Source organism: Streptomyces sp. NPDC098789 (assembly GCF_044759975.1).
Taxonomy (GTDB): Bacteria; Actinomycetota; Actinomycetes; order Streptomycetales; family Streptomycetaceae; genus Streptomyces.
Genome location: NZ_JBIWAJ010000002.1, coordinates 507,492 through 525,796, shown reverse-complemented (window position 1 = coordinate 525,796; position 18,305 = coordinate 507,492). Strand labels below are relative to the sequence as shown.

The window sequence follows — 18,305 nt, the reverse complement described above, 5'->3', positions numbered from 1 at the left end:
GCCCCGGGCGTCGCCGCGTCAGTCCAGGTAGCCGCGCAGTTGGTCGGCGAAGGCGTGGTCGCGCAGCTTGTTGAGGGTCTTGGACTCGATCTGGCGGATCCGCTCGCGGGTCACGCCGAAGATCCGCCCGATCTCCTCCAGGGTCCGGGGGCGGCCGTCGGCGAGCCCGTACCGCAGCTGCACCACCTTCCGCTCGCGCTCGCCGAGGGTGGAGAGCACGGCCTCCAGGTGCTCGCGCAGCAGGAAGAACGCGGCGGACTCCACGGGCGAGGCGGCGTCCCCGTCCTCGATCAGGTCGCCGAGGGCGACGTCGTCCTCCTCGCCCACGGGGGCGTGCAGCGAGACCGGCTCCTGGGCGAGCCGCAGCACCTCCAGGACCCGCTCGGGCGTCAGCTCCAGGTGGGCGGCGACCTCTTCGGCCGTGGGCTCGTACCCGCGCTCCTGCAGCATGCGGCGCTGCACGCGGACGACCCGGTTGATCAGCTCCACCACATGGACGGGCACGCGGATGGTGCGGGCCTGGTCGGCCAGTGCGCGGGACATGGCCTGCCGGATCCACCAGGTAGCGTAGGTGGAGAACTTGTACCCGCGGGCGTAGTCGAACTTCTCAACGGCCCGGATGAGCCCGAGGTTCCCCTCCTGCACGAGGTCGAGCATGGTGAGCCCGCGGCCCACGTACCGCTTCGCGACGGAGACGACCAGCCGCAGGTTGGCCTCGATCAGGCGGCGCTTGGCCATCCGGCCCATGACGACCAGCTTGTCGAGGTCCAGGACGAGGCGGGTGTCCAGGCCGGTCGCGGTGCCCAGCTTCTCCTCGGCGAACAGCCCCGCCTCCACGGCCCGGGCGAGTTCGACCTCCTCCTCCGCCGTGAGCAGTTGGATCCTGCCTATCTCGCGCAGGTACTGCCGGAACAGGTCGGCGGACGGCCCGCTCCCAGCGCTGCTGTCGTTGCGCCTGCGCTGCGTCGGCACCAGCTCGATCAGCTCCGGCGCCTCGGGCTCTTCGTCCACGGCCTCGACCTCGGGCTCGGGCTCTTCCGCGGCGCCTGCGGCTTCCGGCGCCGCTGCGGGTTCGGTCACGGACAGGGTCTGGGTCTGCACGGGGGCGACCTCCAGGGCTCCGAGGACTCAGGCACCGCAACTCAGTGTGGGGTACGACACATCGCTGCCACGAGGGGCGTGCGGACACTTTCTGAGTCCGGTGCGTGACCGGATGGTTACCCCCCGACGAGAACCCCGATGCGGATCGGACGCATGTCCGAGATGATCGACACCATGTCCTCGTACGAGACCCACGTGACGGTGCGCTGCCCGGATCCGACGACCCTGGCCCGCCTCGAAGCGTGGTCCGGCGAGCGGCGGTTGAAGGTGACCCACATCGTCCTGGCACGGGGCCGGATGGTGTCGCAGCCGATGCTGACCCTGCCCGACCGCACGGGCCACCGGAGCCTGCTGCCCGAGCTGCGGGCGGCCGGCTTCGACCCGGTGCGGGTGAAGGTGGAGACGGTGCCCTGGACCACGGACCTCCCGGGTCCGGGGGGCGGGTACTTCGAGCACCACCTCAAGCTGCGCCTGCCGACCGGCTTCGACCGGCCGGCCCTGGAGGCGCTGGTCGCCCCGCACGGGGCCCACCTGTCGTGGAACGCACGGCAGTTGCTGACCGGCGGGGAGCACCACGAGCGGTTCGTGACCCAGCGGTGGCGCGGATCGCGGCGGGCGGCCGCGGCGGCCTGCGCCGCGCTGGCCGCGGAACTGGGCGGGGCGGGGTACGAGATCCGCGCGCAGGAGCGGGAGTTCGTGCTGTACGACAGCGACCTGTCGGTGGACGACGGTTGGATCGAGGAGATCCCGGAGAGGCCGGCGAGCCCGGAGGCCCCGGGGCACGAGGAGGGGGACGCACGATGAGCGGTACCGAGTGGAAGCCGTCGATCCGCAGCGGGCCGGACGACCCGGCGGAGCCGGAGTCGGAGGGGCGGCGCCGGGCGGACAGCTACCCCCGGACCCTGGCGACGGGCCGCTCCGACACCGACGCCGACGCCGACGCTCCCGCCGGCGGGAGCGGCCTGGGCTTCGACCCGGCCCTCAAGCACTTCGCGAGCGCCTTCCGCCCGCTCGACCCGGAGATCTCCGACCCCGCGGTGCACGAGGCCTGGCAGCGGGCCCGGCGCGGCGCGATGGACATCGCGCTGCGGGCCGTCGGCGCCAGCGGCTGGTCGGACTCGCTCGTCCTGCGCGGCAGCATGCTGATGAAGCAGTGGTTCGGCCCGGCCGCGCGGGAGCCGCACGACCTCGACTTCGTCGTCGTACCGGCGGACTGGCGGATCGAGGAGGAGCGGACGGACCGGATGCTCGACGCCGTCGCGGCGGCGGCCGAGGAGTTGGCGCGGGAAGCGGGCGGCGCGCTGGTGTTCGCGGCGCGCGACGCCGTCTCGGAGTACATCTGGACCTACGAACGCGTCCCGGGCCGCCGTCTGGTGCTGCCCTGGTCCGCACCCGGCCTGCCCGGCGGGCAGGTCCAGTTGGACTTCGTCTTCAACGAGGCGCTGCCGGTCGTGCCCGAACCGGTACGGGTCGCCGGGGTGCGGCTGCTCGGGGCCACGAAGGAACTCTCGCTGGCCTGGAAGCTGATGTGGCTGGCCTGCGACTTGTACCCGCAGGGCAAGGACCTCTACGACGCGACGCTGCTGGCCGAGCACTGCTCGCTGCCGCACGCGCTGCTGGAGGACGTCTTCCGCCGGTCCGGGGAGTGGGAGGGGGCCGGGGGCGTCCTGCTGCCCGTCGACCCGGAGGCCTTCGCGGGCCTCGCCGAGGCGGACTGGGCCGAGTTCCGCAAGGAGTACCCCGCGCTCACCGCCGGACCCGACGCCACCGCGGAGGGGCACGCCCGGCGCCTGCTCGCCCTCCTGGCGCCGGTGTTCGCGGAGGGCGCGGCCTAGGGCGGCCTGGGGAGGCTCACCCCGTCCGCGGGGCCGGCGGGTCGGTGAGGGCTTCGACGCGGACCGCGCAGACCTTGAACTCCGGCATCCGGGAGACGGGGTCCAGGGCGGCGTTGGTGAGGGTGTTGGCCCGCCCCTCGCCCGGCCAGTGGAAGGGCATGAAGACGGTGTCCGCACGGATGGCGTCGGTGATGCGGGCCGGGGCGACCACCCGGCCGCGGCGGGAGACCACGGCCAGCGGAGCGCCCTCCTGCGCGCCGACGCGGGCCGCGAGCCGCGGGTGGAGTTCGACGAAGGGCCCGGGGGCGGCCGCGTTCAGCTCGGCGACCCGCCGGGTCTGGGCGCCCGACTGGTACTGGGCCACCACCCGCCCGGTGGTGAGCAGGACCGGGTACTCCTCGTCCGGCACCTCGGCGGCGTCCCGGTGCGAGACGGCGACGAACCGCGCCCGCCCGTCGTCGGTGGCGAAGCGGTCGAGGAAGAGCCGCGGCGTCCCGGGATGCGGTGCGGTGGGGGCGGCGGGGGCGGATTCGGGGGTGTCGGCGTCCGGTTCCGGGGCGGCGGGGCAGGGCCAGAAGACGCCCTGTTCCGCCTCGATGCGGGCGTAGGAGATGCCCGCGTAGTCCGCCGGGCCGCCGGAGGAGGCACGGCGGAGCTCCTCGAAGACCTCCTCGGGGTCCGTGGGGAACCCCTTCTCCACCCCGAGCCGGCCGGCGAGTCCGTGCAGGACGTGGAGGTCGCTGCGGACCCCCGGCGGCGGGGTGAGGGCCTGGCGGCGCAGCAGGACGCGGCCCTCCAGGTTGGTGGTGGTGCCGCTCTCCTCGGCCCACTGGGTGACCGGCAGGACCACGTCCGCCAGGGCCGCCGTCTCCGACAGCACCACGTCGGCGACGGCCAGGAAGTCCAGGGCGCGCACGCGTTCCTCGATGTGGGCGGCGCGCGGCGCGGAGACCACCGGGTTCGAGCCCATGAGGAGCAGGGCCCGGACGTCGGTGCCGAGCGCGTCGAGGAGCTCGTACGCGCTGCGCCCGGGCCCGGGCAGGCTGTCCGGGTCCACGCCCCAGACCCCGGCGACGTGTGCGCGGGCGGCCGGATCGGTGAGCTTGCGGTAGCCGGGGAGTTGGTCGGCCTTCTGGCCGTGCTCCCGGCCGCCCTGGCCGTTGCCCTGGCCGGTGAGGCAGCCGTAGCCGGAGTACGGGCGCCCCGCGCGGCCCGTCGCCAGGCACAGGTTGATCCACGCGCCGACGGTGTCGGTGCCCTTGGACTGCTGCTCGGGGCCGCGCGCGGTGAGCACCATGGCGGTTTCCGGTGCGCAGAACATCCGGACCGCCTCGCGCAGCCGGGGCACCGGCACCCCGGTCAGGCGCTCGACCAGCTCGGGCCAGTGGGCCATGGCGCCGGCCCGGGCTTCGGACCAGCCGGTGGTGCGGGCGGCGATGAAGGCGTCGTCGGTGCGCCCTTCCGCGACGACCAGGTGCAGCAGGCCGAGGGCGAGCGCGAGGTCGGTGCCGGGGCGCGGGGCGAGGTGCAGGTCGGCCTGTTCGGCGGTGCGGGTGCGGCGCGGGTCGATGACGATCAGCGTGCCGCCGTTCTCCTTCAGCTCGGTGAGGTAGCGCAGGGCGGGCGGCATGGTCTCGGCGAGGTTGGACCCGACCAGGATCACGCAGCCGGTGCGCGGGATGTCCTCCAGGGGGAAGGGGAGACCCCGGTCGAGACCGAAGGCGCGCTGGTGGGCCGCGGCGGCCGAGGACATGCAGAAGCGGCCGTTGTAGTCGATCTGCGAGGTGCCCAGGGCGACCCGGGCGAACTTGCCGAGCGCGTAGGCCTTTTCGTTGGTGAGCCCACCGCCGCCGAACACGCCGACCGCGTCCGGCCCGTGCGTACGGCTCGTGCGGGCCAGGCCCTCGGCGACGGCGTCGAGGGCCTCCTCCCAGGTGGCCGGTTCCAGCTGCCCGGCATGGGTGCGGATGAGCGGCTGGGTCAGGCGCACCCGGGAGGAGAGCACGGCGGGGGCGGTGCGGCCCTTGCCGCACAGCGCGCCCCGGTTGACGGGGAAGTCCGCCCGCTCCTCCACCGTCACGGTGACGCCCTCGCCCTCCGCGCCCGGCCCGGGGCGGAGGTTCATGCCGCACTGCAGGGCGCAGTACGGACAGTGCGTGGCGGTGACACCGGCCGCGGCCCCGGCCGGGGCCGGGGTGCTGCCGATGGTGGCGGTGGCGGGGTCCCGAGGGTGCATGGAGCCACCTTGCGGGCGGGCTGTTACGCGGGCCGCCGCTCCCCGTTACGCGTCGGGTACGTCGACCTCAGCGCCCGCCCCACCGCCCGGTGAGGCGGCCCGATCACTGCCCGGTGAGGTAGCGGACGGTGAGCCCGGCCGTCCATCCGCCGTCCACGGCCAGCTCGGCTCCGGTCATGTAGCCCGCGGCGTCGGAGAGCAGGAAGGCGATGGCCGCGGCTATCTCCTCGGGGGCGCCGACCCGGCCCATCGGGGTGCCGGGGTAGTTGCCCTCGCCCGCTTCGATGCCGACGGGGGCGGTCATGGGGGTGAGCGTCATGCCGGGGTGGACGGAATTCACCCGGATCTTCGCTTCGGCCAGCTCGACCGCGCCGATCTTCGACAGGCCGCGCACCCCCCACTTGGAAGCGCCGTACCCGGCGGTGAGCGCGAGGCCGGTGAGGCCCGCGGCCGAGGAGATGTTGACGATGGAGCCGCCACCCTGGGCCCGGAGCAGCGGGATCGCGGTCTTGATGCCGATGAAGACGCCGACCAGGTTGATCTCGACGACCTGGCGGAAGTGTTCGACGCTCTCGTGCTCCAGGAACTGGCCGGTGGATATCCCCGCGTTGTTGACGAGCCCGTCGATCCGGCCGAACTCGGTGAGCGCGTGGTCCAGCGCGGCCCGCCAGTCGCTCTCACTGGTCACGTCGTGCCGCAGGAAGCGCGCCGCGTCGCCCAGCTTCTCGGCCGTGGCGGCTCCCTCGGCCTCCAGCACATCGGTGATCACCACCCGGCCGCCGCCGTCGACGACGGCCTGCGCCGCCGCGGCGCCCAGCCCGCGGGCCCCACCGGTGATGACGACGACCTTGCCGCTCAGATCCACAACAGCCACGGTTGCACACCTCTTACAGATAGGGATATGACTAATCGGCATAGCTGCCGAAGCGGCGTCAGTCTGCCAGAGCGGCCAGGGCCCGCGACACCCCCTCCTCCTTGGGTCCCAGGAAGTGCGGCTGCGGCTCGAACACGGCGTCCACCACCGCCTTGCCCGAGGCGAACACCTCGCGGACGCCGCCGTAGTACCAGGTCGCGTCGTGCGCCTGGTCGACCCCCACCCCGTAGGACTCGACGCCCGCCGACTCGCAGAGCGCCACCGCCCGGCGTATGTGGAAGCCCTGACTGATCAACACGGCCCGGCGCACCCCGAAGATCTCCCGGGTCCGCACACAGGAGTCCCAGGTGTCGAAGCCGGCGAAATCGCTGACGATCCGCCCGTCCGGCACCCCGTGCCGCTGAGGTAGGCGCGCATCGCGTCCGGCTCGTCGTAGTCGCTGCGGCTGTTGTCCCCCGTCACCAGCACCACCTTGACCCGGCCCGCCCGGTACAGCGCGGCCGCCGCGTCCAGCCGGTTCGCCAGGTACGGGGTCGGCTGCCCGTCCCACAGGCCCGCCCCGAAGACCACCGCCACCTCGGCGGCGGGCGCATCCGCCGTCGTGCGCAGCCGGTCCCCCGCCACGGCGTGCGTCCACGCCGAAGGCAGCAGCGCCAGCACGCACCCGAGCATCACCCCCTGGACCACCCTGCGCCGCGTCCGCACCGTGCCCCATCCCGACCGGGCACCGGAACCCGACCCGACACTCACCCCCGAACCCGAACCCGAACCCGAACCCGAGCCGGAGCCGGAACCCGAACCCGAACCCGAACCCGAACCCGAACCGAGCCTCGACCTGAACCTCGACCTGAACCCCATGACCGATCCCCCCGTGCCCTCTCCTCGCGGCCCGCTCCCTGCGGTCCACTCCCACTCCCTGCGGTCCGCTCGCCGCGATCCACACCATTCGCACAAGTTGACGAACCGGACCGGCGCCCCAGTTCCACCCGCCGCGCCTTTCACTCGTACGAATGAGCGGGTGAGCACCTGGAAAACGTCCGTCACCCCGACGCAACGACCCGGCAACCTGCACCCGTCAGGATCGGTCCATGACGGAGCCCGCGCACCCTCCCGAATCGTTTCCCCCCGCCTCCACCACGGATCTGCTGACCCGGATCACGGCCCAGCTCGGCACCCAGCTCCGCGGCGTGCGACCGCCGCGGGCCCGGCCCCACGGAGCCCACACATGCAGCCCACCCTCGTCGCCGTGGCACACGGCAGCCGCGACCCCCGCGCCCTGCACACCGTCTCGGCCCTGCTCGACCGCGTCCGCGACCTCCGCCCGCGACTACGGGTCCGGCTCGGCCACATCGAGCTGAACGAACCCCTGTTGGACACCGTGCTCGACGCCCTCGACCCCGGCGCGGCGGTGCTCGTACCGCTGCTCCTCGGCCGCGGCCATCACGTCAAGCACGACCTGCCGGCGGCCGCCGCCCGCGCCCCCCACCTGCACGTGCGCGTCGCCGCCCCGCTCGGCCCGCACCCGCTGCTCGTCGAGGTGCTGCGCGACCGGCTGCTCGAAGCGGGCTGGACCCCGGGCACCGCCGCCGTCCTGGCCGCCGCCGGATCCCGCGACCCGGACTCGGCCACCGACACCCGCCGCACCGCCGCGCTGCTCTCCGAACGCCTCGGCGGGGTCCCCGTCATCGCCGCCCACGCCTCCGCCGCCGCGCCGAGCGTGCCCCAGGCACTGCGCTCCCTCGCCGCCCGCGGCCACCACCGGGCCGCCGTGGCCTCGTACTTCACCGCGCCGGGCCGCTTCGCCGCCCAGTGCTCGGCGGTCGCCCCCGGCCCGGCCGCCGACCCGCTGGGCGCCCACCCGGCGCTCGCCCGGCTCGTCCTGCGGCGCTACGACGACGCACTGGCCGGGTGGCTCGCGGACCGCGCGCGGACCGCCGCGGACCGCCGCTCCGGCCACCCGGACCCGCGGGAACTGGCCACGCGCAGGGCTGCCGCGTAGGGCTGCAGTGGGACCGCCGGAGGACCGCCTTCGTTCGGATTGCTCCGATTGTCGGTGTCTCCGGTTAACGTCTGAGCATGGAAGGCATGGAAGGCACCACCCCCGTCCCCTCACCCGGCTCCTACGATCCGGCCGCGATCGAGCGCTGGGCCACCGAGCCCGACAAACGCCCGGGCCGTACGGCCTTCCAGCGCGACCGGGCCCGCGTGCTGCACTCCGCCGCGCTGCGCCGCCTCGCCGGGAAGACCCAGGTGGTCACCCCCGGCACCCGTTCCTACGACTGGGACGCCAGCCCCCGTACCCGGCTCACGCACTCCCTGGAGTGCGCCCAGGTCGGCCGGGAGCTCGGCTGGGCGCTGGGCTGCGACCCCGACCTCGTCGAAGCCGCCTGCCTCTCGCACGACATGGGCCACCCGCCCTTCGGGCACAACGGCGAGGAAGCGCTCAACGAGTTCGCCAAGGACTGCGGCGGCTTCGAGGGCAACGCGCAGTCCCTGCGCCTGCTGACCCGGCTGGAGCCCAAGCGGTTCGCCCCGCATCCGGACACGGGCGAGCTGGTCAGCGTCGGCCTGAACCTCACCCGGGCCTGCCTCGACGCCGCCACCAAGTACCCGTGGGTCCGCGGCGACCACCCCACCGACCCCGACTCGGTGAAGTTCGGCGCCTACGAGGACGACCTGCCGGTCTTCGAGTGGCTGCGCCGCGGCGCGCCGGCCGACCGCAAGTGCTTCGAGGCCCAGGTCATGGACTGGGCCGACGACGTGGCGTACTCGGTCCACGACTTCGAGGACGGCCTGCACGCGGGCCACCTCGACCCCAACCTGCTCTTCGCCGAGCCCGAGCGGGCCGAGATCTGGCGGGTCGCCATCGGGCGCTACGTGCCGGCGGACACCGATCCCGAGGAACTGCGCGCGGCCCTCGACCGTTTGATGGAACAGGAGTGGTGGCCGCACGGCTACGACGGCTCGGCGGTCGCCCAGGCCCGCCTCAAGGACGCCACCAGCCAGCTGATCGGCCGCTTCTGCCTGGCCGCGGAAGGCGCCACCCGCGCCGCCTACGGCACCGGCCGGCTCACCCGGTACTCCGCCGAACTGGTGGTCCCCCGCGAGGCGCGCAACGAGTGCGCCGTCCTGAAGGCGGTCGCCGACCTGTACGTCATGCAGCGCGACGAACAGGAGCGCCTGCGGGCGGACCAGCGCATCGTCCTGGCCGAACTCGCCGAGGCGCTCAGCGCCCGCGCCCCCGAAGGGCTGGACCCCCAGTTCCGAGCGATCTTCGACACCGCGCCGGACGACAAGGCCCGCAAACGCGCGGTCATCGACCAGATCGCCTGCCTCACGGACGCCGCGGCCCGCTCCTTGCACTCCCGCATCGCGCTGCGCCCGCGACGCGCCGGGAGGTGAGCCGATCGCGCCACTCCCCCTTCACGCGGCAGGCTCAGTGCGGGACGCTCGCATGTGGTCGCATGTGGCGGAGAGGTTATGAGGAGGCATCAGGTGGTCGACGCACACCGGACGTTTGTCATCGTCGGCGGAGGGCTGGCCGGAGCGAAAGCGGCTGAGACGCTGAGGTCAGAAGGGTTCACCGGCAGGGTCATCCTGATCGGTGACGAGCGCGACCACCCCTACGAACGGCCGCCCCTCTCGAAGGGGTACCTCGCGGGCAAGGAGGAGCGCGAGAGCGTCTTCGTGCACGAGGCGGCCTGGTACGCCCGTGCGGACGTCGAACTCCATCTCGGCCAGCCCGCCGTCCAGCTGGACCGGGACGCCAAGAAGGTCGTCCTCGGCGACGGCACCGTGGTGCACTACGACCGGCTGCTACTGGCCACCGGCTCCGAGCCGCGCCGCCTCGACATCCCGGGCACCGATCTGGCCGGGGTCTACCACCTGCGCCGCCTCGCCCACGCGGAGCGGCTGCGCGGGGTGCTGGCCACCCTGGGCCGGGAGAACGGCCACCTCCTGATCGCCGGAGCGGGCTGGATCGGCCTGGAGGTGGCGGCCGCCGCCCGCGGCTACGGCGCCGAGGTCACCATCGTGGAGCCGGAGGCGACCCCCCTGCACGGGGTGCTCGGACCGGAGCTGGGCCGGGTCTTCGCCGACCTGCACGCCGAGCACGGCGTCCGCTTCCACTTCGGCGGCCGCCTCACCGAGATCAGCGGCCGCGACGGCATGGTCCTCGCCGCCCACACCGACGACGGCGAGGAGCACCCGGCGCACGCGGTGCTCGCCGCGATCGGCGCCGCACCGCGCACGGCGCTCGCCGAGACCTCCGGGCTCGCCCTGGTCGACCGGGAGCACGGGGGCGGCATCGCGGTGGACGCCTCGCTGCGGACCTCGGACCCGGACGTCTTCGCCGCCGGCGACGTGGCCGCCGCCCACCACCCGCTGATGGGGACCCGGCTGCGGGTCGAGCACTGGGCGAACGCGCTCAACGGCGGACCGGCCGCGGCCCGGGCCATGCTGGGCCAGGAGGTCTCGTACGACCGGGTCCCGTACTTCTTCTCCGACCAGTACGACGTGGGTCTGGAGTACTCGGGGTACGCCCCGCCCGGCGCCTACGACCAGGTGGTGATCCGCGGGGACGTGGCCAAGCGGGAGTTCATCGCCTTCTGGTTGTCCGAGGGCCGGGTGCTGGCCGGCATGAACGTGAACGTGTGGGATGTCACCGAGCCCATCCAGGCACTGATCCGCGCCGGGGTGGAGGTGGACCGCGACGCGCTCGCGGACCCGACCGTCGCGCTGTCCTCGCTGGTCCCGTCCGCGGAGCGGGCCGGGTAGCCCGCCGGCCTTCCCGCCGCCGCGGCGGCGGGAAGGGAAGGGAGGGGAGGGGCGGCTGGTGGGATTGTCCGAGCCCGGCCGTAGACTTCACGCGTGGCAGGCAGGATCAACGACGACGATGTGAAGGCGGTCCGGGACGCGGTCCCGATCGACGCCGTCGTGTCCGAGTACCTCCAGCTCCGCAATGCGGGCGGCGGCAACCTCAAGGGCCTCTGCCCCTTCCACGACGAGAAGTCCCCCTCCTTCCAGGTCAGCCCGAGCAAGGGGCTCTACCACTGCTTCGGCTGCCAGGCGGGCGGGGACACCCTCGACTTCATCATGAAGATCGACCACCTCTCCTTCTCGGAGGCGGTCGAGCGGCTGGCGGGCACCGCCGGAATCACCCTGCGGTACGAGGAGGGCGGCTACACCCCCGGTCAGAGCGGGCGCGGCGAGCGCATCCGGCTGGTCGAGGCGAACAAGGCCGCCGCCCAGTTCTACGTCGACCAGCTGGACGGCGCCGAAGCCGAGATCGGCCGGAAGTTCCTGGCCTCCCGCGGCTTCGACCAGGCCGCGGCCGCGCACTTCGGCGTGGGCTACAGCCCGGCCGGGTGGGACCACCTCACCCGGTTCCTGCGCGGCAAGGGCTTCACCGACAAGGAACTGATCCTCTCCGGCCTGTCCCAGGACAGCCGCAGCGGGAAGCCCATCGACCGCTTCCGCGGCCGCCTCATGTGGCCCATCCGCGACATCACCGGCGAGGTGGTCGGCTTCGGCGCGCGCAAGCTGCGCGACGACGACAACGGGCCCAAGTACCTCAACACGCCCGAGACCCCCATCTACAAGAAGTCCCAGGTCCTCTACGGCATCGACCTGGCCAAGAAGGAGATCGCGAAGACCTCCAGCGCGGTCGTCGTCGAGGGCTACACCGACGTCATGGCCTGCCACCTGGCCGGCGTCACCACCGCGATCGCGACCTGTGGCACGGCCTTCGGCGGGGACCACATCAAGATCCTGCGCCGGCTGCTGATGGACAACGCCACCGCCGAGGTGATCTTCACCTTCGACGGTGACGCGGCCGGGCAGAAGGCGGCGCTGCGGGCCTTCGAGGACGACCAGAAGTTCGCCGCCGAGACCTCCATCGCGATCACGCCCGGCGGCATGGACCCCTGCGACCTGCGGCTCGCCGAGGGCGACGCCGCCGTGGCCACGCTCGTCTCCTCCCGCACCCCCCTCTTCGAGTTCGCGCTGCGCCAGATGGTGGCCCGGCACAACCTGGAGAACCCGGCCGGCCGCGCGGCCGCGCTCGACGAGGCGGCCCCGGTGGTCGCGGCGATCAAGAACATCGCGATCCAGCACGAGTCGGCGGTCCAGCTCGCCGGCATGCTGGGCATCCGCGACGAGCAGTTCGTCGTCAAGCGGGTCTCCCAGGTCGCCCGCTGGGCCCGCGAACGCGGCGGCCGCCCCGGGCAGGGCCAGGGCCCCGGTCAGCAGCAGGGCTCCGGCCATCAGCAGGGCGCCCGTACCCGGTCCGCGCACGACCAGGGCGCCCCGGAAGCGGCCGCGCACACCCCGGGTCCCGCGCTGAACCTGCGCAGCCCGGCCCACCGCACCGAGCGGGAGCTGCTCAAGCTGGCCCTGCAGCGCCCGGCCCTGGTCTCCCCCGCCTTCGACGCCTACGGCCCCGACGAGTTCACCGCGCTGCCGTACGCGACGGTCCGCCAGGCCATCCAGGACGCGGGCGGCGCCTCCCTGGGCACCGACGACTACCTCACCCGGGTCCGCGACGCCGCCCCCAACGACACCGTCCGCGCGATGGTAACCGAGCTGGCCGTGGAGGCCATCCACGCCAAGAACGTGGACGAGATCTATGCCGGGGTCCAGCTGGTCCAGGTCCGGCTGCGCGCGGTCGACCGCCGGGTCCACGACATCCAGGGCACCATGTCCCGGCTGGGCCCGAACGCCCCGGCGGAGCAGCTCGCGGCCGTCCAGGAAGAGCTGTGGGTGCTCCAGCAGTACGGCCAGCGCCTGCGCAACCGCGGCGCCGAGGGCCTCTGAGGCACCGGACGCCCCCCTAGGGTGCCGCCGGTTCTTGGAGCGGCCCCTTCCGGCGCAGCCAGTCGCCGCCCGGGATCGGGGTGCCGGCCCGGGCCAGTGCGTCCGCCAGCTCCGGAGCGGCCAGGTAGACCCAGGCGGCGGCCGTGGTGCCGTCGGGGCGCAGGGTGGTGCGCCGGACCCGCTCGTAGAGGTTCAGCGGGCTGGCGGGCCCGTGGTACTCCTCCAGCCGGTCCAACTCCGCCAGCAGTCGCGCGTACTGCCCCGGCGCCGCGGCGACCAGCTCCCCGAGCGTCTGCGCGCCCGCGCACCGGACGGCGTAGGGATAGCCGGGACCGTCGTAGAGCAGCGCGTCCGGGAGCCGGGCCGGCTCCTCGGAACGGGTGCGTCCGCGCAGGAAGGCGTCGTGGTTGACCTCGCCGGGGCGCAGCGTGCCGTAGACGAAGAAGGGCAGCTCCTCCTCGACCGGCGGCTGCTCTTCTGGCCGATTGACCGATGCCATGCGTCACACCCCTCGGATAGAACGGTACGGACCGGGCACAGCGGACCGTTGCGCCCGGCCGGACCGTCCGACCGACCATCCCGGACGGACACCCCGGACGGGTGGCCCCGCGCCGCGCGCCCGGTCCACCGTACGCACGCCCCCCACCCCGACGGCACCCTCCCTCCCCCATGAGCCGACCCCGGTTGTCCCGCCGCCTCACCGCCGCCCTGCTGTGCGCCTGCGCGCTCGCCGCCGGCGGCTGCGCCGCGCCCGGCGGGCTGTCCCCGGGGGAACCCGCGCCTCCCATGTCTCCCCAGCCCCGGCCGGATCCGCTGTGGCCCGCCTGGACCGAACACACGGACGAGGCCCCCGGCGTCGAGGTCGGCACCCGGGTGCCGCCACCGCCGCCGCTCAAGGACGCTCCCCCGGTGCCCGTGGGCGGGCTCGGGGCCATGTCGTACCTGGAGATCCTGCGTGCCGACCCGATGATGCGGCCGTACGCCCGCCAGGGGGCGATCAGCGCGCCCGGCCGGGCCGGGGTCCGCCCGCCCGTCTACAAGGACCTGACCGGGAGCGGCGGCCTCGAACTGATCGCCGCCGCCGACACGGAGAGCGGCCGCTCGGTGCTCCGGGTGTACACGGTGGTCAACGGTCGGGTCGTACCCGTCCTCTACACCACCGGCCTGCGCATGGAGGTCGAGGCGATGGGCGCCGACCTGCTCGTACGGACGACCCCCGACGAGGGCATCGAGCAGGCCGCCCGGTTCCGCTGGGACGGCACGCGGATGACGGTCGCCAGCGAGGAGAAGCGCTACCACAAGCCCGGGTCCGGCAAGGATCCCGATACCGGGCCCAGCGCCGGCCCGGGCAGTGACTGGGCGGCGGGCCGTTGACGCCCCTCCCGCCCCGCGGCCGCCTCCCGCTCGGCCGTCGCCACCGGCTGCGCTCCCTCGGCCTGCGCTGGAAGATCGCTGTCCTGCTCGCCGTCGGCTGCTCGCTGGTAGCGGTCACGATCGGCGTCTTCATCCACCGGGCCCGCGTCCACCAGGTGTCGGACGCAGCCCGCGCGGGCGCGACCGTGGAGCTCTTCCGGGTCCGCCAGTTCTACGAGCTGACCGGCCGGCTCGATGCCGGCAAGACGGGCGCGGCCGCCGGCGAGGTCGACGCCCCGGGCCTGCCGCCCTCGCTGCGCGACCTGGCCCTCACCGGGCGGCGCAGCACCTACATCGACATGTCCGGTGACCACCCCACGGTGTGGGCCGCGCGTCCGATCGACGGCAAGCACACCCTGTCGGTGCACCAGTCGCTGGCGGCGGAGCAGAGCGAACTGGCCGATCTGGACCAGCAGCTCGTGGCGTACGGGCTGGCGGTCGTCACGCTGGCGGCCGTTGCCGGCGCCCTGCTGGCCAGCAGGCTCAGCAAGGGGCTGCGGACGGCGGCCGAGACCGCCCGCCGGATCACCGAGGGCGATCTGGACGCCCGGATCGGATCCCCGGGCGTGCCCGGAACCCGCGACGAGGTGGCCGACCTGTCCTCGGCCGTGGACATGATGGCGGCCAGCCTCCAGTCCCGGCTGGAGGCCGAGCAGCGCTTCACGGCCGATGTCGCGCACGAGCTGCGCACGCCGCTGACCGGGCTGCACACGGCGGCCGAGCTGCTGCCGGAGGGCCGGCCGACCGAGCTGGTGCGCGACCGGGTGGCCGCGCTGCGCAGCCTCACGGAGGACCTGCTGGAGGTGGCGCGGCTGGACTCGAACCGGGAGGAGGCGGCCCTGGACGTGCACCGGTTGGGCCCGCTGGTCGCCGCGATCACGGAGCGGTCGGGGGTCGCCGCGGACATCCGGTTCACGGCGGAACTCCCGGATCCGCCCGCGGAGCCGCCACCGCGCCCGGAACCGGTCACCTGGACGGGGGCCCGGGCGGGCGCGGTGGTGCGGGCGGACACGGTGGTGGGGGCGGGCACGAGCGCGTACGTACGGACGGACGTGCGGCGGCTGGAGCGGATCCTCGGCAACCTCCTCGTCAACGCACGCAAGCACGGCGGCGGCGCGGTCGAGGTCACCGTCCGCGGGACCACGGTCGCGGTGCGGGACCACGGCAAGGGCTACCCGGAGCAGCTGCTGCGCGAGGGGCCCCAGCGGTTCCTGACCGGCACGGTCGAGCGGGGGCAGGGCACCGGCCTCGGCCTGACCATCGCCTTCGGGCAGGCCCAGGTGATCGGAGCCCGGGTGGAACTGTCCAATCCGGCCGACGGGGGCGCGTACGCCCTGCTCACGCTCCCGCCGGGTCCGGCTCCCCGCTGAGACGCCGCCCCGCCCCGCCCCGTCACCCGGACGGGGCGGGGGCACCCGGATGGCCGCTGAGCGGTCCTGACGTGCCGTGATGGCGGGACACGCCCGAACCTCACCGGAATCTGACATGCCATCAGGAGGCGGCCGGCGCGCACCCGGGCTTACCTCGGAACACGACCCCGTTTCCCAGGAGGACCCGTGCGCCGACGCACCGCCCACGTGCTCACCGCCACCGCACTGACCACCGTCGCCTTCGCCGGTCCGGTCGCGGGAGCGGTGGCCGCCGCGGACTTCGGCGTGGGGAGCTTCGCACCCGGGGACTTCGCCCCGCTGGAGGTCTGGCCCAAGTCGGCCGTCGCCGGCACCACCGTCACCGTGAACACCTCCGCCTGCGGGCGCGGCAGCCACGCCGAGGGGGACGCGTCCACGGTGGGCGGCGGCCGGTTCAAGCTGGCCCCCGGCACCCGCGCGGAGATGGTCGTCGGGCAGTTCCAGGTCTCCCGGGACACCTCGCCCGGCACCTACGAGATCGGCGCCACCTGCGCGGACGGCAAGTTCGCCACGGGTGACCTGGTCGTCACCGAGCACGGCCCGCAGGGGCACGTCCGGACGGGGGTGGGCGGTGGTACGACGACGACCGCCGACCCCACCAAGATCGCGGCGGGAGCGGCCGTACTGGCCGTGACCGCCGTCGGTGGTACCTGGTTCCTGCGTCGCCGGGCGAGCGGCACGCGGAACTGACGGACGCCCACCGCGGCCCAGGCCGCGGTCCGACCGGTACCACCCCGCCGTCGCCCGCCCCGCGAGGTCCCCCCCGTTCGCGGGGCCGGGCGACGGCCCCTTCTACCCGTAGGCATCCGCGAGAACCCGTAAGCAGCCGTAGCACCCGCACCACCCGCGCCACCGGCAAGCACCCGCACCAAGGGGGCACGCATGCGCACCTCCGGCCACGACCGCCACCACCGCCATGGCCCGCACCATCCACACCACCCGCACCACCACCACCGCCGCCTGGCGGCCCGCGGCACCGGTACGGGCGCCGGTCGCGCCGGGCTCGTCGCGCTCACCGCCTGCGTCGGCATCTGGTTGGTCACCAGCGGCTCCGCGGAGCCGGTCCATCCGCCCCGGCCGTCCCCGGCGGACGCCCTCGCCGCCGAACCCGTCGACGTACGGGCCGCCGCCCCGCTCCCCGGCTCCCCGCCCCGGCGGATCCGGATTCCCGCCATCCGGGTGGACGCCCCGCTGACGGGCCTCGGCCTGGAGGCCGACGGCAGCCTGGCGGCCCCACCGCCCGCGCGCCGCGACCTGGCCGGGTGGTACCGGGACGGCACCACCCCCGGCGCCGTCGGCACCGCGGTCATCGCCGGGCACGTCGACACCGCCACCGGCCCGGCGGTCTTCTACCGGCTGGGCGCGCTACGCCGCGGGGCCCTGATCGAGGTGACCCGCGAGGACGGGCGTACGGCCGTGTTCACCGTCCACGCCGTGGAGGTGTACGACGCCGGGGCCTTCCCGGACCGGCTCGTCTACGGGCCCGCGCCGCGCGCCGAACTGCGCGTGATCACCTGCGGCGGCAGCTTCTCGCCGCGCACCGGCTACCAGGGCAACGTGGTGGTGTTCGCCCACCTCACGGGCGTCCGCGAGCAGCCGCGCCCCGAACCGCCCGCGCCGGAAGGCCAGGACCGGGACCCGACCTCCTCCGGCGATGACGCGGCCCCCGGAGACCGGGATTAGGGGGTGTCTGACGGATGTGCGTGGGGAAGGAGCGGTGTCCGGTGCGTGCTCTCGGCGCGGCGACCGGAAGTCCGCGTACTGGACGTACTCGGGCTTTCGGTCGGTGCGGCGAGAGTGCGTGCCGGGCGCCGCGACGCCACGGACATCCGTCAGACACCCCCTAGCCCCACTGCTCCAGGCCGAGCTTGACGACCAGCGCGGACACCACCGTCAGCAGGACGACCCGCACGAAGCCACTGCCCTTCTTCAGCGCCATCCGGGCGCCCGCCATCCCGCCGATCAGGTTGAAGACGGCCATCAGCGCGGCCAGCTGCCACATCACCTCGCCCTTGGAGGCGAAGACGGCGAGCGCGCCGGCATTGGTACCGACGTTCACGATCTTCGCGGTCGCGGAGGCCGTGACCAGGTCGAGGTGGAGCAGGGCGGTCAGGGCGAGGACGAGGAAGGTGCCGGTGCCGGGGCCGATCAGGCCGTCGTAGAAGCCGATGCCGAGCCCGGCCAGGCCGATCGCGGCGACGACGCGGCGCCGGCTGACGGGGCCGGCGGCCGGGGCGGAGCCGAAGCCGGGGCGGAAGATCACGAACGCGGCGACCAACAGCAGCACCACCATGATCACGGGGCGCATCGTGTCCTTGCTGAACACCCCCGCCAGCACGGCCCCGCCCGCGGCGCCGGCCATCGCGGCCAGCCCGATCCGGGTCGCGATGCGCACGTCGACCGGGGCCTTGCGGGCGTAGGTCACCGCCGCGCCCGTGGTGCCGACGATGGCCACCGCCTTGTTGGTGCCGAGGGCGTGCGTCAGCGGCACGTCGGCCGGCAGGCCGAGCATCAGGGCGGGCAGGAGCAGCAGTCCGCCGCCACCCACCACCGCGTCGATCCAGCCCGCGGCGGCCGCTGCGACGCAGAGCACGATGATCATGGTCGTTGATATGTCAGGCACG

15 protein-coding genes and 1 pseudogene are annotated in these 18,305 nt (G+C 74.2%); 10 read left to right on the top strand and 6 right to left on the bottom strand.

The window, feature by feature from the left end:
- Positions 1-18: 18 nt before the first annotated feature.
- Complete coding sequence (locus ACIQWR_RS06620; protein ID WP_404005780.1) at positions 19-1,116, bottom strand: RNA polymerase sigma factor; 1,098 nt, start codon at positions 1,114-1,116, stop codon at positions 19-21.
- Positions 1,117-1,254: 138 nt separating this feature from the next.
- Between ACIQWR_RS06620 and ACIQWR_RS06615 the strand changes: the two genes are divergently transcribed.
- Together ACIQWR_RS06615 and ACIQWR_RS06610 are read left to right on the top strand one after the other, a co-directional pair.
- A complete protein-coding gene (locus tag ACIQWR_RS06615) occupies positions 1,255-1,905 on the top strand; it encodes a hypothetical protein (RefSeq protein WP_404005538.1) in 651 nt (216 codons plus the stop codon).
- Positions 1,902-2,936: a nucleotidyl transferase AbiEii/AbiGii toxin family protein gene (locus ACIQWR_RS06610; RefSeq protein ID WP_404005536.1), complete on the top strand. Its 1,035-nt coding sequence runs from the start codon at positions 1,902-1,904 to the stop codon at positions 2,934-2,936. The genes ACIQWR_RS06615 and ACIQWR_RS06610 overlap by 4 nt, the downstream gene beginning before the upstream one ends.
- A gap of 16 nt (positions 2,937-2,952) precedes the next feature.
- Here the strand turns inward: ACIQWR_RS06610 and ACIQWR_RS06605 are convergent, their stop codons facing one another.
- From ACIQWR_RS06605 to ACIQWR_RS06595, 3 genes and pseudogenes are all read right to left on the bottom strand, one after another.
- Complete coding sequence (locus ACIQWR_RS06605) at positions 2,953-5,061, bottom strand: molybdopterin oxidoreductase family protein (RefSeq protein WP_404005779.1); 2,109 nt, start codon at positions 5,059-5,061, stop codon at positions 2,953-2,955.
- A 214-nt stretch (positions 5,062-5,275) separates the two neighbouring features.
- Positions 5,276-6,088: a glucose 1-dehydrogenase gene (locus ACIQWR_RS06600; protein WP_404005535.1), complete on the bottom strand. Its 813-nt coding sequence runs from the start codon at positions 6,086-6,088 to the stop codon at positions 5,276-5,278.
- A gap of 16 nt (positions 6,089-6,104) precedes the next feature.
- Positions 6,105-6,718 (bottom strand): annotated as a pseudogene (locus ACIQWR_RS06595) (vancomycin high temperature exclusion protein).
- Between the two features lie 553 nt (positions 6,719-7,271).
- On the opposite strand from ACIQWR_RS06595, the gene ACIQWR_RS06590 reads away from it, so the two are divergent.
- The 4 genes from ACIQWR_RS06590 to dnaG all read left to right on the top strand — a co-directional run bounded on the left by ACIQWR_RS06590 (position 7,272) and on the right by dnaG (position 12,859).
- Positions 7,272-8,045, top strand: a complete 774-nt coding sequence (locus ACIQWR_RS06590) for a sirohydrochlorin chelatase (RefSeq protein ID WP_404005534.1) — start codon at positions 7,272-7,274, stop codon at positions 8,043-8,045.
- Positions 8,046-8,122: 77 nt separating this feature from the next.
- Positions 8,123-9,448 (top strand): deoxyguanosinetriphosphate triphosphohydrolase, encoded by a 1,326-nt coding sequence (locus ACIQWR_RS06585; RefSeq protein WP_404005533.1) that lies wholly within the window; start codon positions 8,123-8,125, stop codon positions 9,446-9,448.
- Between the two features lie 93 nt (positions 9,449-9,541).
- Complete coding sequence (locus ACIQWR_RS06580) at positions 9,542-10,822, top strand: NAD(P)/FAD-dependent oxidoreductase (protein ID WP_404005532.1); 1,281 nt, start codon at positions 9,542-9,544, stop codon at positions 10,820-10,822.
- Positions 10,823-10,915: 93 nt separating this feature from the next.
- Positions 10,916-12,859 (top strand): DNA primase, encoded by a 1,944-nt coding sequence (gene dnaG, locus ACIQWR_RS06575; RefSeq protein WP_404005531.1) that lies wholly within the window; start codon positions 10,916-10,918, stop codon positions 12,857-12,859.
- 16 nt (positions 12,860-12,875) lie between these two features.
- Here the strand turns inward: dnaG and ACIQWR_RS06570 are convergent, their stop codons facing one another.
- Positions 12,876-13,358 carry a gamma-glutamylcyclotransferase family protein gene (locus tag ACIQWR_RS06570; RefSeq protein WP_404005530.1) on the bottom strand — a complete coding sequence of 161 codons (483 nt, stop codon included), beginning with the start codon at positions 13,356-13,358 and terminating at the stop codon, positions 12,876-12,878.
- A gap of 170 nt (positions 13,359-13,528) precedes the next feature.
- Here ACIQWR_RS06570 and ACIQWR_RS06565 point away from each other — a divergent pair, with 170 nt between their 5' ends.
- The 4 genes from ACIQWR_RS06565 (at position 13,529) to ACIQWR_RS06550 (ending at position 17,364) form a co-directional block, all read left to right on the top strand.
- On the top strand, positions 13,529-14,233 hold the full coding sequence (locus ACIQWR_RS06565) for a hypothetical protein (protein WP_404005529.1): 705 nt from the start codon (positions 13,529-13,531) through the stop codon (positions 14,231-14,233).
- Positions 14,230-15,642 (top strand): ATP-binding protein, encoded by a 1,413-nt coding sequence (locus tag ACIQWR_RS06560; RefSeq protein ID WP_404005527.1) that lies wholly within the window; start codon positions 14,230-14,232, stop codon positions 15,640-15,642. Before ACIQWR_RS06565 ends, ACIQWR_RS06560 begins: the two co-directional genes overlap by 4 nt.
- Positions 15,643-15,828: 186 nt before the next feature.
- Positions 15,829-16,371, top strand: a complete 543-nt coding sequence (locus tag ACIQWR_RS06555; RefSeq protein WP_404005525.1) for a hypothetical protein — start codon at positions 15,829-15,831, stop codon at positions 16,369-16,371.
- Between the two features lie 192 nt (positions 16,372-16,563).
- Positions 16,564-17,364, top strand: a complete 801-nt coding sequence (locus tag ACIQWR_RS06550; RefSeq protein WP_404005523.1) for a class F sortase — start codon at positions 16,564-16,566, stop codon at positions 17,362-17,364.
- 160 nt (positions 17,365-17,524) lie between these two features.
- Here the strand turns inward: ACIQWR_RS06550 and ACIQWR_RS06545 are convergent, their stop codons facing one another.
- On the bottom strand, positions 17,525-18,304 hold the full coding sequence (locus ACIQWR_RS06545) for a sulfite exporter TauE/SafE family protein (protein ID WP_404005522.1): 780 nt from the start codon (positions 18,302-18,304) through the stop codon (positions 17,525-17,527).
- Between the last annotated feature and the right edge of the window lies 1 nt (position 18,305).